The sequence below is a fragment of the Prevotella merdae genome, from assembly GCF_900290275.1.
Classification (GTDB): Bacteria; Bacteroidota; Bacteroidia; order Bacteroidales; family Bacteroidaceae; genus Prevotella; species Prevotella merdae.
The window spans coordinates 290,427-307,500 of record NZ_LT985324.1; the positions used below are offsets into that span (position 1 = coordinate 290,427).

12 protein-coding genes, 2 tRNA genes, 2 rRNA genes, 1 other RNA gene and 2 pseudogenes (1 of these 19 running past the window's edge) are annotated in these 17,074 nt (G+C 45.4%); 17 read left to right on the plus strand and 2 right to left on the minus strand.

The window, feature by feature from the left end:
- Window positions 1–115: 115 nt before the first annotated feature.
- The 11 genes and pseudogenes from ffs (at window position 116) to C9991_RS07625 (ending at window position 8,556) form a co-directional block, all read left to right on the plus strand.
- Window positions 116–214, plus strand: an RNA gene (ffs, locus tag C9991_RS07580) — signal recognition particle sRNA small type.
- Between the two features lies 1 nt (window position 215).
- Window positions 216–289 (plus strand) — tRNA-Thr (locus tag C9991_RS07585).
- Window positions 290–418: 129 nt separating this feature from the next.
- Window positions 419–1,135 carry a hypothetical protein gene (locus C9991_RS07590; RefSeq protein ID WP_106811977.1) on the plus strand — a complete coding sequence of 239 codons (717 nt, stop codon included), beginning with the start codon at window positions 419–421 and terminating at the stop codon, window positions 1,133–1,135.
- 10 nt (window positions 1,136–1,145) lie between these two features.
- Window positions 1,146–1,682 (plus strand): annotated as a pseudogene (locus C9991_RS17025) (HAD family hydrolase); the annotation flags it as partial.
- Window positions 1,683–1,796: 114 nt separating this feature from the next.
- Window positions 1,797–2,360: a DapH/DapD/GlmU-related protein gene (locus tag C9991_RS17030; protein WP_232823334.1), complete on the plus strand. Its 564-nt coding sequence runs from the start codon at window positions 1,797–1,799 to the stop codon at window positions 2,358–2,360.
- Between the two features lie 3 nt (window positions 2,361–2,363).
- Entirely contained in the window at window positions 2,364–2,858 is a 495-nt protein-coding gene (locus C9991_RS07600; protein ID WP_106811979.1) for a C-GCAxxG-C-C family protein, read from the plus strand.
- On the plus strand, window positions 2,855–4,837 hold the full coding sequence (dnaG, locus tag C9991_RS07605) for a DNA primase (protein ID WP_106811980.1): 1,983 nt from the start codon (window positions 2,855–2,857) through the stop codon (window positions 4,835–4,837). The genes C9991_RS07600 and dnaG overlap by 4 nt, the downstream gene beginning before the upstream one ends.
- Window positions 4,838–4,857: 20 nt before the next feature.
- Complete coding sequence (locus tag C9991_RS07610; protein ID WP_106811981.1) at window positions 4,858–5,190, plus strand: 6-pyruvoyl trahydropterin synthase family protein; 333 nt, start codon at window positions 4,858–4,860, stop codon at window positions 5,188–5,190.
- A 4-nt stretch (window positions 5,191–5,194) separates the two neighbouring features.
- Window positions 5,195–5,758, plus strand: a complete 564-nt coding sequence (locus tag C9991_RS07615; RefSeq protein ID WP_106811982.1) for a 7-carboxy-7-deazaguanine synthase QueE — start codon at window positions 5,195–5,197, stop codon at window positions 5,756–5,758.
- Between the two features lie 52 nt (window positions 5,759–5,810).
- Window positions 5,811–7,241 carry a cardiolipin synthase gene (gene cls / locus C9991_RS07620; RefSeq protein ID WP_106811983.1) on the plus strand — a complete coding sequence of 477 codons (1,431 nt, stop codon included), beginning with the start codon at window positions 5,811–5,813 and terminating at the stop codon, window positions 7,239–7,241.
- Between the two features lie 118 nt (window positions 7,242–7,359).
- The gene (locus tag C9991_RS07625; RefSeq protein WP_106811984.1) at window positions 7,360–8,556 is read left to right on the plus strand and encodes a sialidase family protein; all 1,197 of its coding nucleotides are present in this window, start codon (window positions 7,360–7,362) and stop codon (window positions 8,554–8,556) included.
- Between the two features lie 97 nt (window positions 8,557–8,653).
- Here C9991_RS07625 and C9991_RS07630 read toward each other — a convergent pair whose 3' ends face one another.
- Window positions 8,654–11,416, minus strand: coding sequence for a bifunctional fucokinase/fucose-1-phosphate guanylyltransferase (locus C9991_RS07630; protein WP_106811985.1), 2,763 nt, complete (start codon window positions 11,414–11,416; stop codon window positions 8,654–8,656).
- 53 nt (window positions 11,417–11,469) lie between these two features.
- The gene (locus C9991_RS07635; protein WP_106811986.1) at window positions 11,470–11,853 is read right to left on the minus strand and encodes an L-rhamnose mutarotase; all 384 of its coding nucleotides are present in this window, start codon (window positions 11,851–11,853) and stop codon (window positions 11,470–11,472) included.
- A 217-nt stretch (window positions 11,854–12,070) separates the two neighbouring features.
- On the opposite strand from C9991_RS07635, the pseudogene C9991_RS17035 reads away from it, so the two are divergent.
- From C9991_RS17035 to C9991_RS07665, 6 genes and pseudogenes are all read left to right on the plus strand, one after another.
- Window positions 12,071–12,181 (plus strand): annotated as a pseudogene (locus C9991_RS17035) (porin); the annotation flags it as partial.
- Window positions 12,182–12,367: 186 nt separating this feature from the next.
- Entirely contained in the window at window positions 12,368–12,847 is a 480-nt protein-coding gene (locus tag C9991_RS07645) for a T9SS type A sorting domain-containing protein (RefSeq protein WP_106811987.1), read from the plus strand.
- Window positions 12,844–14,145, plus strand: coding sequence for a hypothetical protein (locus C9991_RS07650; RefSeq protein WP_106811988.1), 1,302 nt, complete (start codon window positions 12,844–12,846; stop codon window positions 14,143–14,145). Before C9991_RS07645 ends, C9991_RS07650 begins: the two co-directional genes overlap by 4 nt.
- 801 nt (window positions 14,146–14,946) lie before the next feature.
- Window positions 14,947–16,473: ribosomal RNA gene (locus C9991_RS07655) — 16S ribosomal RNA — on the plus strand.
- Window positions 16,474–16,664: 191 nt separating this feature from the next.
- Window positions 16,665–16,738, plus strand: a tRNA-Ala gene (locus C9991_RS07660).
- Between the two features lie 179 nt (window positions 16,739–16,917).
- A 23S ribosomal RNA gene (locus tag C9991_RS07665) occupies window positions 16,918–17,074 on the plus strand (it continues 2,735 nt past the right edge of the window).
- The 16S and 23S rRNA genes sit together here with 1 tRNA gene alongside, the layout of an rRNA operon.

A 17,074-nucleotide genomic window follows, 5' to 3' on the forward strand; every position in this document is an offset into this window, starting at 1 on the left:
TGTATAGGATTATTAGGAGTTTTAAAACAAATGTTAAAACAGAAATAATTCTTTGTTGAAAATTTGGTAGTGTAGAAAATAAACGCTACCTTTGCACTCGCTTTTGAAAAGATATGGGTAAGTCTCATACGGCCAGCTCCCTTCGAATCCTCCAGGACGGGAACGTAGCAAAGGTAGTTGGTTGTAGCGGCGCGATATGAGTAGCTTGCCCACCCGCCTCTTTAGCTCAGTTGGCCAGAGCACGTGATTTGTAATCTCGGGGTCGTTGGTTCGAATCCGACAAGAGGCTCTTCAAAGAAATAGTAAAGGACAGGACTTGTAAATGGGTCTTGTCCTTTTTTTTATGTCTTAAACTTTGATGATGTTTGTTTTTTGTGTAATTTTGTAGCAACAAACAAATAGTAGTATACAGACACTTATGAAGACAGATAAATACAAGCTTCTTGCTGCCTTGGTGCGCTCGTTCTTCGAGTCGTTCTCGTTGGGCATTATAGACAACAGCCATATGGAGAAGGCAGAAGACCGCAACAGTGCGCAGACCGTGAAGAAACTGATGCTTGAGCATTACGAACATATTGCCCCCGTATTCTTAGACACATTGTTCTTCCCGTTGGCAGCAATGAACTTTGAATATGCCGACATTGAGCGTGTGGTGCGTGAGGCACAACAGAAGGGTGACGATATGATGGCGCTTGTGAAGACAGCATGTGCATCGGACGCAATGTACGAGGCAATGGTGACGGAGTATAAGCGCAATTTCTCCAATCTACTTGCAGGACGTTATGCAAGTACGGCCGACCATCTACTTAGCTATACAAAGGGAGAGGGCGCTGAAGACATTGACACCGATCGTGCCATAGAGTTGACTGTGCGAGTTGTGATGTATGCGTACGCACGTGGACTGCGTCGAGGAACAGAAGGACGCAAGTCGGTAAGACAGGCTTCGCTATTCCGTTTGCTTATAGACGCAATGAATGTGTTACTTCTTGACGAGGCAATGAAGTTTGACGATGACGACGAGCTCGCGGCAATGTTCCTTAAGGTATGTATTAACGAGCACAACTTCACGGTGATGACATCCGAAATGGACCGCACGTTTGACGAGCTTGTGCGCAAGGAGGGTATAACACAGTAGTAAAAAACAAATGATAAAGAACCTTATTTTTGATTTTGGCAAGGTGTTGGTCGACTACGACTACTTCGTTGTGGTTGATAGATTCTTTGAGAGTCATGAAGTGTCAGAAGACTTCTATCATCATCTGATGGACGACAAGTGGAACGAGCGACTTGACCGTGAAGACCGCACTTTTGAGCAGATAATATCCGACATGCAGCAGGCAATGCCGCAATGGAAGGAAGAGATAAGACAGTTTGGCGAACACTACACTGAGTTTGTGCTTGGCGAGATACCCGGAATGCGTGCCTTGCTCGTGAAGTTGAAGGCAGAGGGATATAAGCTCTACGGTCTGACCAACTGGTGTAGCCGTGTGCATGAGACCATGAAGCAATATCCCATCTTTCAGTTGCTCGATGGTAGAATAGTGTCTTCAGAGGAGCATGTGGTAAAGCCCGAGCGCGAGATATACGAGCTGACGTGCCGCAAACTCGGCTTGAAGCCAGAAGAGTGTGTCTTTGCCGACGACAAGATAGAGAATATCGAGGCTGCCCGGGCATACGGAATGTATGGCATCTGGTTTAATGATGCCGTGCAATACGAGCGCGAGTTGCGTGAGATAATAGCCCAAGAGGGAGGATGTCACGATGCCTCATACGTAAAGACCGAACAAGACAAGTGTATGGCTGGTGAAGTTTATGACTGTCACAGTCCTATATTCATCAACCGCAAATCACAGGCTACTGACTGGATGCAGCAATATAACTCTCTGTCTTATGCAAAACGTTCACAACGCTATGCCATGATCTGTGAGCAGTTTGGTAGTGTGGGTACTAATGTGTCTGTAGGTGATGGAATCATCATTGGATTTGGCGACAATATTCATATAGGCAATAATGTGAGCATAAACTATCGTTGCATACTTACAGACTGCAATTCAATTGTGATAGGCAATGATGTGCTTATTGCACCAGGTGTGCAGATAAATACTGCCTCTCACCCTACACATCTTGAAGAGCGTCTTACAAAAGACTGGAACCCTACATCAGGCGAATACCGTTGGCGTACGTTTGCCCGTCCGATCATCATAGGTGATGGTTGTTGGATAGGAGCTAACGCAACTATTCTTGGTGGTGTTACCATTGGTAATGGTGCTGTTGTGGCAGCAGGTGCTGTTGTTACTAAAGATGTAGAACCACATACTGTAGTAGGTGGTGTGCCTGCAAAAGTGATAAAGAAAATATAATTTATGGAAACAACAAATACAAACCTTCCCCCCTCTCTCGAAGCCCGTGTACAGCGAGCCGTCGACAACTTCATGCAAGGCTACGGCTGTTGCCAGTCTGTTGTAGCTGCTTTTGCCGACCTGTATGGCTTGGACGATAATCTTGCAAAGCGTATTGGTGCAGGCTTTGGTGGAGGTGTAGGCCGTATGCGTATGATGTGCGGCGCAGTATCAGGCATTGTAACACTTGTAGGACTTGACTGTGGACAGACAGAGGGAAGCGACCGCGAGGGCAAGTCGGCATGTTATAAGGTTGTACAGGAATTGCTTGCAAAGTCGAAGGAGCAGAACGGCTCGCTCATATGTGCCGAGATACTTGGACTAAAGGGACACGACAAGGCACAGTCGTCGTATGTGGCTTCGGCAAGAACGGCCGAATACTATAAAAAGCGCCCATGCGCTGCAAAGGTAGAAAGTGCGGCACGCATCTTTGCCGAATACTTAAAGAATAAGCAATGATAGATAGCGCTACTGTAGAAAGGATAAAGGATGCCGCCAATATTGTGGAGGTAGTGTCGGAGTTTGTAACGCTGCGTCGCAGTGGTGCAAACTATAAGGGTCTGTGTCCTTTCCATGATGAGAAGACACCGTCTTTCTACGTATCGCCAGGTCGTGGCATGTGCCACTGCTTTGGATGTGGCAAGGGAGGCAATCCTGTAGGATTCATCATGGAGCACGAGCAGATGACATATCCCGAAGCGCTGCGCTGGCTTGCCAAGAAGTATCATATAGAGATACAGGAACGCGAGTTGACGGATAATGAGAAGCGTGAGCAGAGCGAGCGCGAGAGTATGTTCATCGTCAATGAGTGGGCAATGAAATACTTTCAGGACAAGATGCAGAACGACCCTGACGGTATAGCCATAGGTATGCAATACTTCCGTAGTCGTGGATTTCGTGATGATATAATCAAGAAGTTCCAACTTGGCTACGACCTTATGGACCGCCGCGCATTGGCAACCGAGGCATTGCGAAAGGGATACAAGGAAGAATTCATACTGAAGACAGGCATCTGCTACAAGAACGACAGAGGCGAACTGATAGACAGATATGCTGGACGCGTGATATTTCCATGGATAGGCATTAGCGGAAAGGTTGTAGGATTTGGTGGGCGACTGCTTGACTCGCGCACAAAGGGAGTAAACCAAAAGTATGTGAACTCGCCCGACTCGGAGATATACCACAAAGACCGCGAACTGTACGGAATATACCAGGCAAAGAAAGCTATAGCCAAGGAAGACCGCGTGTTTATGGTAGAGGGATATACCGATGTGCTGGCAATGCACCAATGCGGTATTGAGAATGTGGTGGCAAACTCGGGAACGGCATTAAGTATACACCAGATACATATACTGCATCGATTCACTTCGAACATCACATTGCTGTATGATGGCGATGCTGCAGGTATACATGCGGCAATGCGAGGAACAGACATGTTGCTGTCGGAAGGAATGAATCTGAAGGTATTGTTGCTGCCTGATGGAGACGATCCAGACTCTTTCTCAAGAAAACACTCGGCAGCAGACTTCCGCAAATATATAGAAGAACATCAGACCGACTTCATACAATTCAAGACCGACCTGCTGTTGCGCAACGAACGCGACCCGCTAAAACGCTCGGAAGCTATCAACTCAATAATACGCAGCATATCGTTTGTAAACAACCCGATATTGCGCGATACGTATCTGCACGACTGTTCGGTAAGAATGGGTATAAATGAGGCAACGCTCATCAATACCCTTAACGGATTTATACGGAATAACCGTGAGGAGCGCACGTCAGAGGAAACACGCGCAGAGCATCAGGCAAAGCATGTACAGTATCCCGTACAGCAGCCAGTTACACCATTGCAACAGGCGTCAAAGGTGGAGCGTATGCTTGCCGAACTCATAATACGCCACGGTGACACTATTATATATAATAATGTGGAAACAGAAGATGGTGAGACGATGAATCTAAACATAGCGCAGTACATTGACTATAATCTGGGTGTGGACGGACTGAAGTTTGCCAATCCGCTATTTGCCAAAATCCTTGCCGAGGCTGTGGCACATAGTGGCGACGAGGAATTCTGTGCCGAACAGTTCTTTATTCATCATGAAGATATCAACATAGCCAATGTGGCAACAGAGCTGTGCGTTGACAAATATCGATTGCTTGACGAGCAGAAGACGGCAACAGACAACACCCAAAAGAATGCGGATGAGATAAGGGCTGAAGAGGCTAACCGCATAGAGGCGTTGCGCCAACAGACGGAACATCTGCTAAACGACTTCCGCATAGACTATCTTGAGATGCATCTGAAGGACTTGCAGCTGCAGATATCGCAGTCGGCAAATGACATCGAAAGGCTTAAGGTGCTGATGGAAGAATATAAAACAGCGCATGAATTGCGTTCGAAGTTGGCCCGACTATTAGGAAATAATATAATAGCGTGAAATAAAAAAACTACATATATATGTATTACATAGAAAAAACTCTTGAGGTTTCGGCATGTCATAGCCTAAATCTCTCTTACGAGAGCAAGTGCCAGAACCTGCATGGACACAACTGGATAATAACCGTATACTGCAAGTCGAAGGAACTGAACAGGGACGGTATGGTAGTAGACTTTACACATATAAAGCTGTTGGTGCAAGGACGTTTGGACCATGCCAACCTTAACGAGGTGCTGCCATTTAACCCTACAGCAGAGAACATAGCACGTTGGATAACCGAACAGATACCACAGTGCTATAAGTGCATGGTACAGGAGAGCGAGGGCAACAGAGCTATATACGAGGAGGACTAAGGGAATGAAACGAATAAATGAGATATTCTACTCGTTGCAAGGCGAAGGGCGCAACATGGGACGTGCGGCAATATTCGTACGCTTTTCGGGTTGCAACCTTAAGTGCCCGTTCTGCGATACCGACTTTGCAAGCTACGAACAGCTTGATGACGAGAAAATTCTGCGCCGCATAAGTAAGTATCCCTCACGCTTTGTGGTATTGACAGGAGGTGAACCTTCGCTTCAGGTAGACAGTGCCTTTATAGACCTTCTTCATGCAAATGGATACGAACTGGCTATGGAAACCAACGGCACGCATCCTATTGCTGAGGGTATCGACTGGATAACATGTTCGCCAAAGGGACAGACTGTTATAAAGAAGTGCAACGAACTGAAGTGCATCTTCGAGGAATCGACAACGACCCCAAACGATCATGGCATAGAGGCCGACTATAAGTATCTGCAACCATGTGATGTGCAGGACGCAGAACGCAATGCGCAAATAGTTAAGCGCTGCTTCGACTATATACTGGAGCATCCGGAATGGAGACTCTCGTTGCAGACACACAAGTTGGTGGGATTCAAATAAGAAATGATACGGCACTTCCGCCTATTCGGGAGAAACATAAGTAGGGCTTCGTATGATATACGTTCACTGGATATTCATAGTGGTCTATGCCATAGTGATAATAAGCATCATTGTCACTGTGCTTTTGGACAACCGTCAGCCTGCCAAGACTATGGCATGGGTGATGGTACTTATGTTTGTGCCCGTATTTGGTATTGTGATTTATATCTTCTTTGGACAGAACACACGCAAGATGCGACTTATGTCGCAGCGCTCGCTCGACCAATTGTCCAAGAGACAGATGCTTGAATTTGTAGAACAGCGTGAGCTGAGGCTGCCAGAAAGGTATCGATCGCTTATACAACTGTTTACTAACCAGAGCCTGGCATTGCCTTTCAAAGATAATGAGGTGGAGTTTTATACTGATGGTTACCAGTTCTTTCCTGCTTTGCTACAGGCTATAGGTAGGGCACGGCAACATATCCATCTAGATGTTTATATCTTTGCAGACGACCCTTTGGGTAGACTTGTCTCTGATGCTTTGATACAGAAGGCACGTGAGGGAATTGAGGTGCGCGTCATATACGATGATGTAGGCTGTTGGCGTGTGCCGCATAAGTTTTTTGAGCGAATGCGAAGTGCAGGTATAGATGTGTGTGTGTTTATGCCAGTAAAGTTTCCAGCATTCACCAGTAAGGTAAACTATCGCAACCATCGCAAGTTGTGTATCATTGATGGAGTAGAGGGATTTACGGGTGGAATGAACATAGCAATGCGTTATGTCAAAGGAATACGAGGTGGCTCCTTGCCTTGGCGTGACACCCATATGCATCTGCGTGGTAGCATAGTGTATGCATTGCAGCGTGCATTCTTGGTAGACTGGTATTTTGTAGACCGCACGCTTGTAACCAATCGCTGCTATTATCCACCAATGCCATGGCGTATAGACAACAACTGTATTGCACAGCTGGTTACAAGCAGTCCGGTGGCTCCATGGCCCGACATCATGCAAGGATATGTGCGCATACTGCTTGAGGCAAAAAAGTATGTATATATGGAAACACCTTACTTCTTGCCTACTGAACCTATACTATTTGCCATGCGTACAGCTGCACTTGCAGGAGTGGACGTTAGGTTGATGATACCAAGGCATAGCGATGCCCACATGTTAGAGTGGGCAAGTGTGTCGTATGTAATGCAGACGGTGCAGTCGGGTGTAAAGATACGCCTGTACAAGGCTGGGTTTAATCATAGCAAGATACTGGTATGCGATGATGAACTATGTACTTGTGGTTCGACAAACATCGACTTCCGTAGTTTTGAGAATAACTTTGAGGCAAATGTATTCTTTTATGATAGACAGTTGGCATTGAGAATGAAGGACATCTATATTGAGGATGAGGCTCAGAGTGTTGACATTAACTATGTTGACGAATTGCAACAACGACCGTTTGTAAGGCGATTGTCAGAATCGTTGATAAGATTGCTGTCGCCATTATTGTAGAGTGGGATTAAAAACGAAATTGTGGTACAACACAAGTTGTATTACATGCATAAACATAATATATAAGTAATTGTCAAACAACTTAAAGATAAACTAACTAAAACCTGAATTATAAAGTATGAAAAAATTTCTTTGTGTTATATCGGCGTTTATGGCGACAGCCTTTATGGCAAGCACAGCTGGTGCTCAGACTGTAGTGTTTAAGAGTGACACCGTTTCTAACTGTTACCGCATTCCGGCTCTGCTTAAGACCAATGACGGCAAGATTATTGCTATTAGTGATTTTCGTCCATGTCGTACAGATGTAGGTGGTGGTGTTATTGATGTTGTGGCGAAGACAAGTGACGATAATGGCGCAACTTGGGGAGAAGAGAAGACATTGGTGAAAGGAGACGGTCCTAATAAGCCGTTCGATATAGCCCATGGCGACGCTGCTGTAGTGTGTGACCGTAAGACAGGCGAGATGCTTATGATGTGCGCATCGGGCAATGTTTGGTATTGGCGTTCAACACTGGAAAATCCTAATCGTGTAGGTCGCTATTATAGTAAGGATGGAAAAAACTGGACTGGTAGCGAGATAACATCAGATATTTACAAATTGATGAATGGTGCCGTAAATAAGCTATTTTTCTCTTCAGGCCGAATTTGTCAAAGTTCTAAGATAAAGGCAGGTAGCCACTACCGTATATATTCAGCGTTGTGTACAAATATTGGAAATGTTGTGCTCTATTCGGACAACTTTGGAAGAACATGGCTACCATTGGGAGGTGCAGATGCTCGTCCTACACTTGATGGTGATGAGGCTAAGATTGTGGAACTACCAAATGGAAGTGTATTGTTGAGCAGTCGTTCACAGAAGGGCAATGGTCGTATCTTCAATATTTATACTTATACTAATGCAAAAAAAGCCGAGGGCAAATGGGATAAGCCGGTATATCTCGACAATAAAACCTATCCGTCGGCAAGATGTAATGGTGAAGTGTTGCTTGTTAAGGCCCGTCGCATGTCTGACGGCAAGCGTACACACGTGTTGCTCTACTCGGTACCGATGAGTGGAAAGAGAGAGAATGTGGGAATTTATTACAAGGAGTTGGCATCGGCAGATGATTATTCTTCGCCTGAATGCTTTAAGTCGGGATGGAAGGTTTACCGTGTAAGTAATACCGATTCGGCTTACTCAACAATGGAGCAAATGGCTAACGGTAACATAGCCTTATTCTATGAGGAATCAGAACAAAAAGGTGGCTACGACATGGTGTTTGACAGCTATACTCTTGCAATAATAACAAATGGCGAATTCCAGCACTTGAAATAAGTGCTGGAATCCACCAATTGGCTTTTTGCTATGTTTGCCATTAGCTAAGGCGCTTTTATATTGTGCTTTCGACGCATTAGCTTTTGTTTCCTGTTTATTAGCTTCGACTTATTTGCAAGCCTTTTGTACATAGATTCATTTCAACAAATCTTGCTTTGTCGTTAGGGCGGTGGCACGACAGGATGTGACGTATGCGTGTGGCTGCATCAACGTCCTTGGCTATCATATACAGATAACCACCTCCGCCAGCTCCAGGCAGTTTGTAGCCAAGGCATAAGTCGTCTATAAGTGAAGTTATAGCTAGTACCGAGGCTGGGTTTGTTCCGGAATCGATAAGCTGGTTTTGTGTCCATGTCTTGCGTACAAGTCGGCCCATTCTGTCGAAGTCCATATGTTGTATGGCATCAAACATATCGAGGGCATGGGCTTTCATCTCTCGCAGTTGTTGTACCTCATTGTTCTGGTTTAGGAACATTCGACGCACTATTTCAGACAATATTGTCTTTGCTGTGCGCGTTATTCCGGTGTAGTAGAGCAGATGGCAAGCACGATAGTCTGCCGATGTGAACAGCTCGGAAGGAAGATAACGAACCTCCGGGCTTTGTGCGAATCCCTTATTGGTTTGTAATAACTTAACACCAGGTAATAATCCGCCAAACTGATCTTGCCATCCGCCACCTGTGGTAAGTAATTGTTCTAGTACGAGTGTGCGTAGGCCAATCTCTGTCTTGTCCCATCCTAGTCCGCAGAAGTCGTTCAGTGCTCCGAGCACAGTGGATGCAAGTAGTGAACTTGTACCTAATCCCGAACCAGCAGGTATAGCAGAAAGTAGAGTAACCTCTATGCCACAACCAAAGGCACGGAGCTGGTCGGTAAGTGTGTCAAACTGTTCGTTGCAGAATTGAGGCAAGAATCCAGCGAGAGCCAATGCAGCCTTTGGTATAGAGAATGGCGATCCCACCTTATTATATAGTGCTAATTCCTCGAACGTTGTTATAGTTTCGGATGCTCCGAGGTCAATGCTTCGCATTACTATGTGTGGTTCGGCGCATGGCTTAATGTAAGTTTGTAATGGAGGTTGACCGTTAAGTTCGATGGCAATATTCAGAACATTGCCGCCTTCCATTAGGCAGAATGGAGGAGTGTCGGTCCATCCACCAGCAAGGTCGATGCGCACAGGTGAGCGTCCCCATACAATCTGGTCCTTATATACAGCCATGTGGGGTGTTTGTCTGTGAATATTGACACTTTCTGTTATACCTTGTCGCAGTAGCTCGAATGCACGTTCCTCATGTGTGGCGATGGTGTTTGAGCATCTTGCAACTTCAGAGCGGAACATAGCGTCATGTGCCTGGGTAAGTAGTGGAGCCGATTCAGGTAATGTCTTAGGCATAGGAATATTAAAGTGGGCATATTCGCTGGCGGCATGTTCAAGGTCGAGCTGATAGAACACGCTATGCTGCCAATTGTCTGCAAGCATTTGTAGATTTTCTGCACGCAGTGAACTGCGCTGCTCTACAAGTCGCTTAAGATTTGCTTGGGCACTTATCTGGTCGGCGCTTAGGCGATATGCTTTATCATATATGGCACGCCCTCCGTTGTCGGTATTATTGTCAATCATCCATTGCAACACACGCCCCATGTCGTCAATGTTGTCTACAACAGGAAAGATAGGCTCGAATTGTTGGTCGCCTGCAAATTTGTCGTAGAATCCGTATGGTCTTACAGCCCATTCCTTCTCACCGATAGGAACAATGTCGACACATTGGTTAGGCTTGAGATTAATGATCCATTCGTTTTCTGGCACACCTGTTACAATGTTGTTTTGGCTGAAGGTCCAATTCTTTCCGATGTACGAGTTCTCAACCCATATATTTCTATTTTCTGTGTTCCACTTTATGTTTAACTTCGTATTTTGTACGAAGATCGATGGGTGAGGCTTGCGGTCATGGTGCATTATATCTCTTTGGTCGTTCACGATATTCTGTATGTCAACCATTGACGATAGTAATTCGTGCGATGTTCCGAAATGGTAGAATTCTCCACCAGGCAAGGGTAGTATAGCCACTTTAAGTTTACTAATCTCTTCGTCTTTAACACCAGGATCGGTGCCAAGTGCACAGCCAAATGTTCCATAGAGGTCATAATAGTCAATTTGGCCTTTTTCGATGTCGCCGTCGGTTACTGAGCGTTGCATTAATGTGCGCACGGCACGATCGGACAATATCCATACACCTATATCTGTCAGGTAGAAGTGGTTGGCTGACAAAGATGCAAGGGTATCGGTTGACGGTTTTTGCAGCATGCACTTTAGCTGGGTGGGGGTTTGTGTTGATGATACAAATACACCGTGGTCTTTGGCTATCTCGGGACCGAGCCATAATCCGTAGCACACGATGTCAGCGTCTTTTGGTATCGGTTGCAGCTGTTCAGTGGCGCGAATATATACGTCGCCGCTTACAATCATTGTGTTAAGGCCCTTCGGGGCAATGTTCATGATGCGCTCGTATAGAGGAATCTGTAACGACAGCAGGTCTTGGTTGATCTTCTGTCCACGTTCCCAACGAAACACTGGCAGTGGTGTAAGGATTTTTCCAGACGGGGCGTACGAGGGCAGACGTCTGCTCTGTCCGCCGGCATGCAGAATAAGTCGTTTGTTGCTAGCAAGCCATTCGTTAAACGATTCGCCTTTTGTATGTCTGTTAGCGTAGGCTGACTGTAGGAGCCAAGTGGTTCCGCCGCCCGAGCCCAGTTTGTGTTCTGCTGGGTCGTTGGTGCAAAACCAATTGTCTTTATCAAGACCTGTTATGTCGTGAAAACAGCCAACAAGGTTTGGGGGCAGGGATAATAGCTTCTTCATATGTGTTTGTTGAATGTTATAGGATGAGTGTTTATGTTGTGTTATTGTTTTGTTTATTCGTACAGGTAGAACATTCTCTCCATCATATTCCACTTCTCGTCGCTTGTAGCATTGGCTGCACATTGCTGAAAGGTAGATACATACTGTTCCCATTCCGCCTGGCGGGGTAGGGTAGCAAGTTTAGCCATCGCCTTATCCCAATCGAAGTCGGCAGGTGTATCGACAATCATCACAAGTCGGTTGTTCTGGATGTATATCTCCATCTCGAGTATGCCCACCTGTTTGATGCCTTTGCCAATATCCTTCCAAAAGTGATCCTTGTTGTGAGCCTCGCGATAACGTCGTATTAGTTCTGTATTGTCGTTGAGGTCCATTGTCTGTACATACCGCTTTGTAGGTTGCGCGTATTGTTTGCTGTTATAACCTTTTGTTTCCATATATTATTGCTTGTGTTTGTTAGTTCTTAATTGAATGTACATTTACAAATAGTATGTTTTAGTTTACAAACTTACATATTTTTTCTAATACAAATGGCATTTACTGGAAATTTATTCTATATTTATCTTGCAACAAAGTCTTAATAACAGCATTATAAAACCTCATTAACCACAAAAAGGCTCATTGTATATTGTTATTTGGTTATAATCTGCAAAAGTAACCAATGGATCGGGACTCACCAACCAGAAGGACTATTGGACCAACAGCATCAATTATTCTGCCAAGGCGCAGATGTTCTTCCCTGGAGGATTGAACCTAACGCTGAGCACACATATTGGTAGGAGACTATGGCTTTCTTGTTGTAGTCTCCTATTTCTGCATTATAGAAAAATGATGTGTTAAAATTATTATTTTATAGCAAAAAGTTTGGAGAATAAATTTATTTGTTTAATTTTGCAACCTTAATAGCGTTTGAATGTATATTGAAACGTTTTAGAACTTAAAACATTTATTATGAATAAAAAATTTACTCTGACATTTGCTCTGTTGTCGCTGCTCGCAGTAGGCAATGCTCATGCCGACAGTAAGCTTGTGGCTGTTGACTCGCCCTCTGCGACAACTATTGCAAGCTTTAGCTTGAGCGACATCAGCAAGCTCAGCTTTGCTGATGGCAAGATGATGGTCACACTCTCTGACAAGACCACTAAGGAGGTTGCGCTCAACACCAATCTCGTGCTTAAGTTCGAGGATGTAACCACAGCTATTGCTGGTGTTACTAACAATGCCTCTAAGCTGCAGGTAGCTTACGATGGAAACACTATCTCTGTAGCTGGACTTGCCAAGGCTGAAAATGCCGCTATCTACAGCATTGGTGGCGAGAAGGTTGTTGACCTAAAGTCTTGGAATGGAAGCCCAGTAAACGTTGGCTCACTTTCCAACGGCGTGTATATCCTTAAAGTAAACAACAAATCATTTAAATTTATCAAGAAATGAAAAAAATATTCTCTATAATGCTCGGCCTCGCTATGGCTATGGGCGTAAACGCACAGACAGAAAATCCTAACCGACTCATCGTGATGTCGCAGGCAGGAAACAAGGCTTATGCTCTTGACAAGGTGGACTCTATCTATTTCGCTAAGAAAGAGGGTGAGGTTCGTGCTGATGTTAAGTTCCTTAAGTATGTAAAGGATGACAAGAAGGGTGATGTTCTTCACGTAGCTGTTACACGTACCGATCCTAACAGCTCATATTGCATCGACATATTGCCAGCAAATACAGCCAAGAGATATTCGGATGACGTTCTCGCTCAGTATTTCGATCAGCAGAAGACTACTAAGTTCAATCAGGACTTTACTGATGCCGAACTTACAGGCTTTAAGCAGGAGCTTGAGCCAAATACAAAATATACAGTTTTCACTGTAGCATACGATGAGTACGGTGTAGCTTGTGAGGCTTCGCGCGCAGATTTCACTACTCCGAAGGCTCCTTTGATTGGCAATCCAGCAATCTCTTATACAATTGATGAGACTACAAGTTCAAGCTTCACTCTTACTGTGACTGCAAACAAGGATTGCTTAGGCTACTATTGGTGTATGTTTGAAAAGGGTCAGGCACAGGCTCAGTTTGAGCAGTGGGGACCAATGTTCGGCTTCCCGAATATTGAGTCTATGATTGCTCAGTTCAGTGGCAGAGAATACGATGGAGTAAGCACTAACACTTGGAAGGATTTGGCTCCTGCTACAGACTATGAGGTTTGTGTAGTTCCTGTTGACGAGGCTGGTACATTCGCTGACATGGTAACAATTCCTGTAACAACAAAGCAGCAGGGTGGCGAAGGCGTAGCTCAGGTTGCTATCACATCAGGTGGTGCTAATGTATATGAAGATAAGTTGACATACACAATCATCTTCACTCCTAATGACCAGACTGCAGTTTATCACGATTTAGTTGTTTCTAAGGAAGCATTTGATAAGAAAGGCGAAGAGACCTGGAAGAATTATTTGCTTAATGGCGATCCTCAGGATCCTAACTACAACCAGTATGGTGTAGATAAATATACATTCGAGGTTAATGCAGGTGAAGAGTACTATGGTATTGCCATCGCTAAGAACGCTAATGGTGAGTATGGTCCTATGGTAAAGGAACTCTTTAAGGTAGAAGCTCCTGCAGGTGTTGCTCCTGCAAAGGTTAAGGCTAACAAGGGTGGTGTTGCTACTCGCATCAATTCTAACGAGAAGCGTACTGCAGTTGTTCCAGTTATGAAGAGCATTAAGCTTGTTAACGCTGAGTAATTTTGAGCGCAGAATAAAACGGCAAAAATTTGAATTCTCATAACGAGGCCTCAGTTGCATACTTGGTGTATGTGGCTGGGGCTTTTTTTTGTGTAAGTAAGGCAATATACTATAAATTTCTTCGATAGGTTCTTGTTCGCTTCTCGTTCGTTCTTCGTTCGCTTCTCGATGTTTCTTCGATTGAGCTTCGTTCATCCTTCGTTCATCCTTCGTTTGCCGAACGAAGAACAATCGAAGAATTAACGATAATTGAGTGGTGGTAGTAGGGAGCGACTGTGGAGGAACAACGAAGGATGATATAACACTTGACGAGAGGTTAACGATAGTAATAAATGGCTGTTTATTTATAATATTATAATGTGTACGCTCACAAAACACGATGTAAGTTGTAAATATCTGTTAAAATATAAACATTTACTTACAATTTTCCGTTGAAAGTTTTGGTGGCTCGAGAAAAAGTCATACCTTTGCATCCGCTTTCGAGAACTAACGAAACCTCAAGCAAAACGAGATAGAGAAGTGTTCGAGAAAGCGATAAAGAAAGCTTGTGCAAGTTGAGCGCAATGAAGCTTGCTTCAATTGCCGAGACGCAGCCAAGTTTATAGAAAGAGTTCTTTGAAAAGATTTACATAAGACAGATAAAGTAGTACAAGAAGCGAGAATGATGAAACACTCATTCTTGGGTAGAAGAAAAACGAACCGTCAAGTTTGTTTGACTTTAGACTCTAATTTGGAAGCTCGTTCTGAAACAGATACAAACAAGCAACGCTTGCTTCGGCAAGAGTTGGTAAAAGATATTTTACAATGTAGAGTTTGATCCTGGCTCAGGATGAACGCTAGCTACAGGCTTAACACATGCAAGTCGAGGGGCAGCATGACGATAGCTTGCTATTGTTGATGGCGACCGGCGCACGGGTGAGTAACGCGTATCCAACCTGCCCTTGTCCATCGGATAACCCGTCGAAAGGCGGACTAACACGGTATGCAGTCCACAGCAGACATCTAACGTGGACGAAATGTGAAGGAGAAGGATGGGGATGCGTCTGATTAGCTTGTTGGCGGGGTAACGGCCCACCAAGGCGACGATCAGTAGGGGTTCTGAGAGGAAGGTCCCCCACATTGGAACTGAGACACGGTCCAAACTCCTACGGGAGGCAGCAGTGAGGAATATTGGTCAATGGACGGAAGTCTGAACCAGCCAAGTAGCGTGCAGGAAGACGGCCCTATGGGTTGTAAACTGCTTTTATACGGGGATAAAGTGAGCCACGTGTGGCTTATTGCAGGTACCGTATGAATAAGGACCGGCTAATTCCGTGCCAGCAGCCGCGGTAATACGGAAGGTCCGGGCGTTATCCGGATTTATTGGGTTTAAAGGGAGCGTAGGCCGTTTGTTAAGCGTGTTGTGAAATGTCGGGGCTCAACCTGGGCATTGCAGCGCGAACTGGCAGACTTGAGTGCGCGGGAAGTAGGCGGAATTCGTCGTGTAGCGGTGAAATGCTTAGATATGACGAAGAACTCCGATTGCGAAGGCAGCCTGCTGTAGCGTAACTGACGCTGAAGCTCGAAAGCGTGGGTATCGAACAGGATTAGATACCCTGGTAGTCCACGCGGTAAACGATGGATGCTCGCTGTTTGCGTCTGACGTAAGCGGCCAAGCGAAAGCGTTAAGCATCCCACCTGGGGAGTACGCCGGCAACGGTGAAACTCAAAGGAATTGACGGGGGCCCGCACAAGCGGAGGAACATGTGGTTTAATTCGATGATACGCGAGGAACCTTACCCGGGCTTGAACTGCAGGCGAACGATTCAGAGATGATGAGGCCCTTCGGGGCGCCTGTGGAGGTGCTGCATGGTTGTCGTCAGCTCGTGCCGTGAGGTGTCGGCTTAAGTGCCATAACGAGCGCAACCCTTGCTCTCAGTTGCCATCGGTTAAAGCCGGGCACTCTGTGAGGACTGCCTCCGCAAGGAGTGAGGAAGGTGGGGATGACGTCAAATCAGCACGGCCCTTACGTCCGGGGCTACACACGTGTTACAATGGCATGTACAGAAAGCTGGCCGTATGCAAATACGGTCTAATCCCTAAAACATGTCTCAGTTCGGACTGGGGTCTGCAACCCGACCCCACGAAGCTGGATTCGCTAGTAATCGCGCATCAGCCATGGCGCGGTGAATACGTTCCCGGGCCTTGTACACACCGCCCGTCAAGCCATGAAAGCCGGGGGCGCCTGAAGTCCGTAACCGCAAGGATCGGCCTAGGGTGAAACCGGTGATTGGGGCTAAGTCGTAACAAGGTAGCCGTACCGGAAGGTGCGGCTGGAACACCTCCTTTCTGGAGTACGAGCAAGTCGTGAAAGTGAAAAGGTAAAAGTGAAAAGTGAAAAATCCGATTGCTTTACTAATCACAGGACAACAAATAAAAGATTGTCATTCAAATGGTTTGGTTGACTTCTCCCACGCTTCTTGGCGCACTGTCTTAATAAATAGAGAATGATGAAGCTAAGCTTTATCCACTCAATCCCTGGGGGATTAGCTCAGTTGGCTAGAGCGCTTGCATGGCATGCAAGAGGTCATCGGTTCGACCCCGATATTCTCCACACAGTAAGTGAAAAGTGAAGAACTAAAAGTGAAGAATCCAATTCTTTTTACTCTTTTACTTTTTTACTTTACAACGATCTTTGACATATTGATACAAGCAAAACTGTAAGTTAAAAAATAACAACAGCTGAAAGTATGAGCTACGGTTTTCCAAGCAAGCAATTGTTTGGAAGATTCGAAGAAAGTAGAAAAGGGCGCAAGGTGGATGCCTTGGCTCACGGAGGCGATGAAGGACGTGATAAGCTGCGATAAGCCTCGGGTAGGTGCAAATAACCCTTAATCCGAGGATTTCCGAATGGGACAACCCGTCTGTCTGAAGGACAGTCACTATCTTA

What these genes read in the sequence shown, in the direction of transcription:
- C9991_RS07590 (WP_106811977.1), top strand. Translation starts at nt 419, where the DNA reads ATGAAGACAGATAAATACAAGCTTCTTGCTGCCTTGGTGCGCTCGTTC.
- C9991_RS17030 (WP_232823334.1), top strand. Translation starts at nt 1,797, where the DNA reads ATGGCTGGTGAAGTTTATGACTGTCACAGTCCTATATTCATCAACCGC.
- C9991_RS07600 (WP_106811979.1), top strand. Translation starts at nt 2,364, where the DNA reads ATGGAAACAACAAATACAAACCTTCCCCCCTCTCTCGAAGCCCGTGTA.
- dnaG (WP_106811980.1), top strand. Translation starts at nt 2,855, where the DNA reads ATGATAGATAGCGCTACTGTAGAAAGGATAAAGGATGCCGCCAATATT.
- C9991_RS07610 (WP_106811981.1), top strand. Translation starts at nt 4,858, where the DNA reads ATGTATTACATAGAAAAAACTCTTGAGGTTTCGGCATGTCATAGCCTA.
- C9991_RS07615 (WP_106811982.1), top strand. Translation starts at nt 5,195, where the DNA reads ATGAAACGAATAAATGAGATATTCTACTCGTTGCAAGGCGAAGGGCGC.
- cls (WP_106811983.1), top strand. Translation starts at nt 5,811, where the DNA reads ATGATATACGTTCACTGGATATTCATAGTGGTCTATGCCATAGTGATA.
- C9991_RS07625 (WP_106811984.1), top strand. Translation starts at nt 7,360, where the DNA reads ATGAAAAAATTTCTTTGTGTTATATCGGCGTTTATGGCGACAGCCTTT.
- C9991_RS07630 (WP_106811985.1), bottom strand. Translation starts at nt 11,416, where the DNA reads ATGAAGAAGCTATTATCCCTGCCCCCAAACCTTGTTGGCTGTTTTCAC.
- C9991_RS07635 (WP_106811986.1), bottom strand. Translation starts at nt 11,853, where the DNA reads ATGGAAACAAAAGGTTATAACAGCAAACAATACGCGCAACCTACAAAG.
- C9991_RS07645 (WP_106811987.1), top strand. Translation starts at nt 12,368, where the DNA reads ATGAATAAAAAATTTACTCTGACATTTGCTCTGTTGTCGCTGCTCGCA.
- C9991_RS07650 (WP_106811988.1), top strand. Translation starts at nt 12,844, where the DNA reads ATGAAAAAAATATTCTCTATAATGCTCGGCCTCGCTATGGCTATGGGC.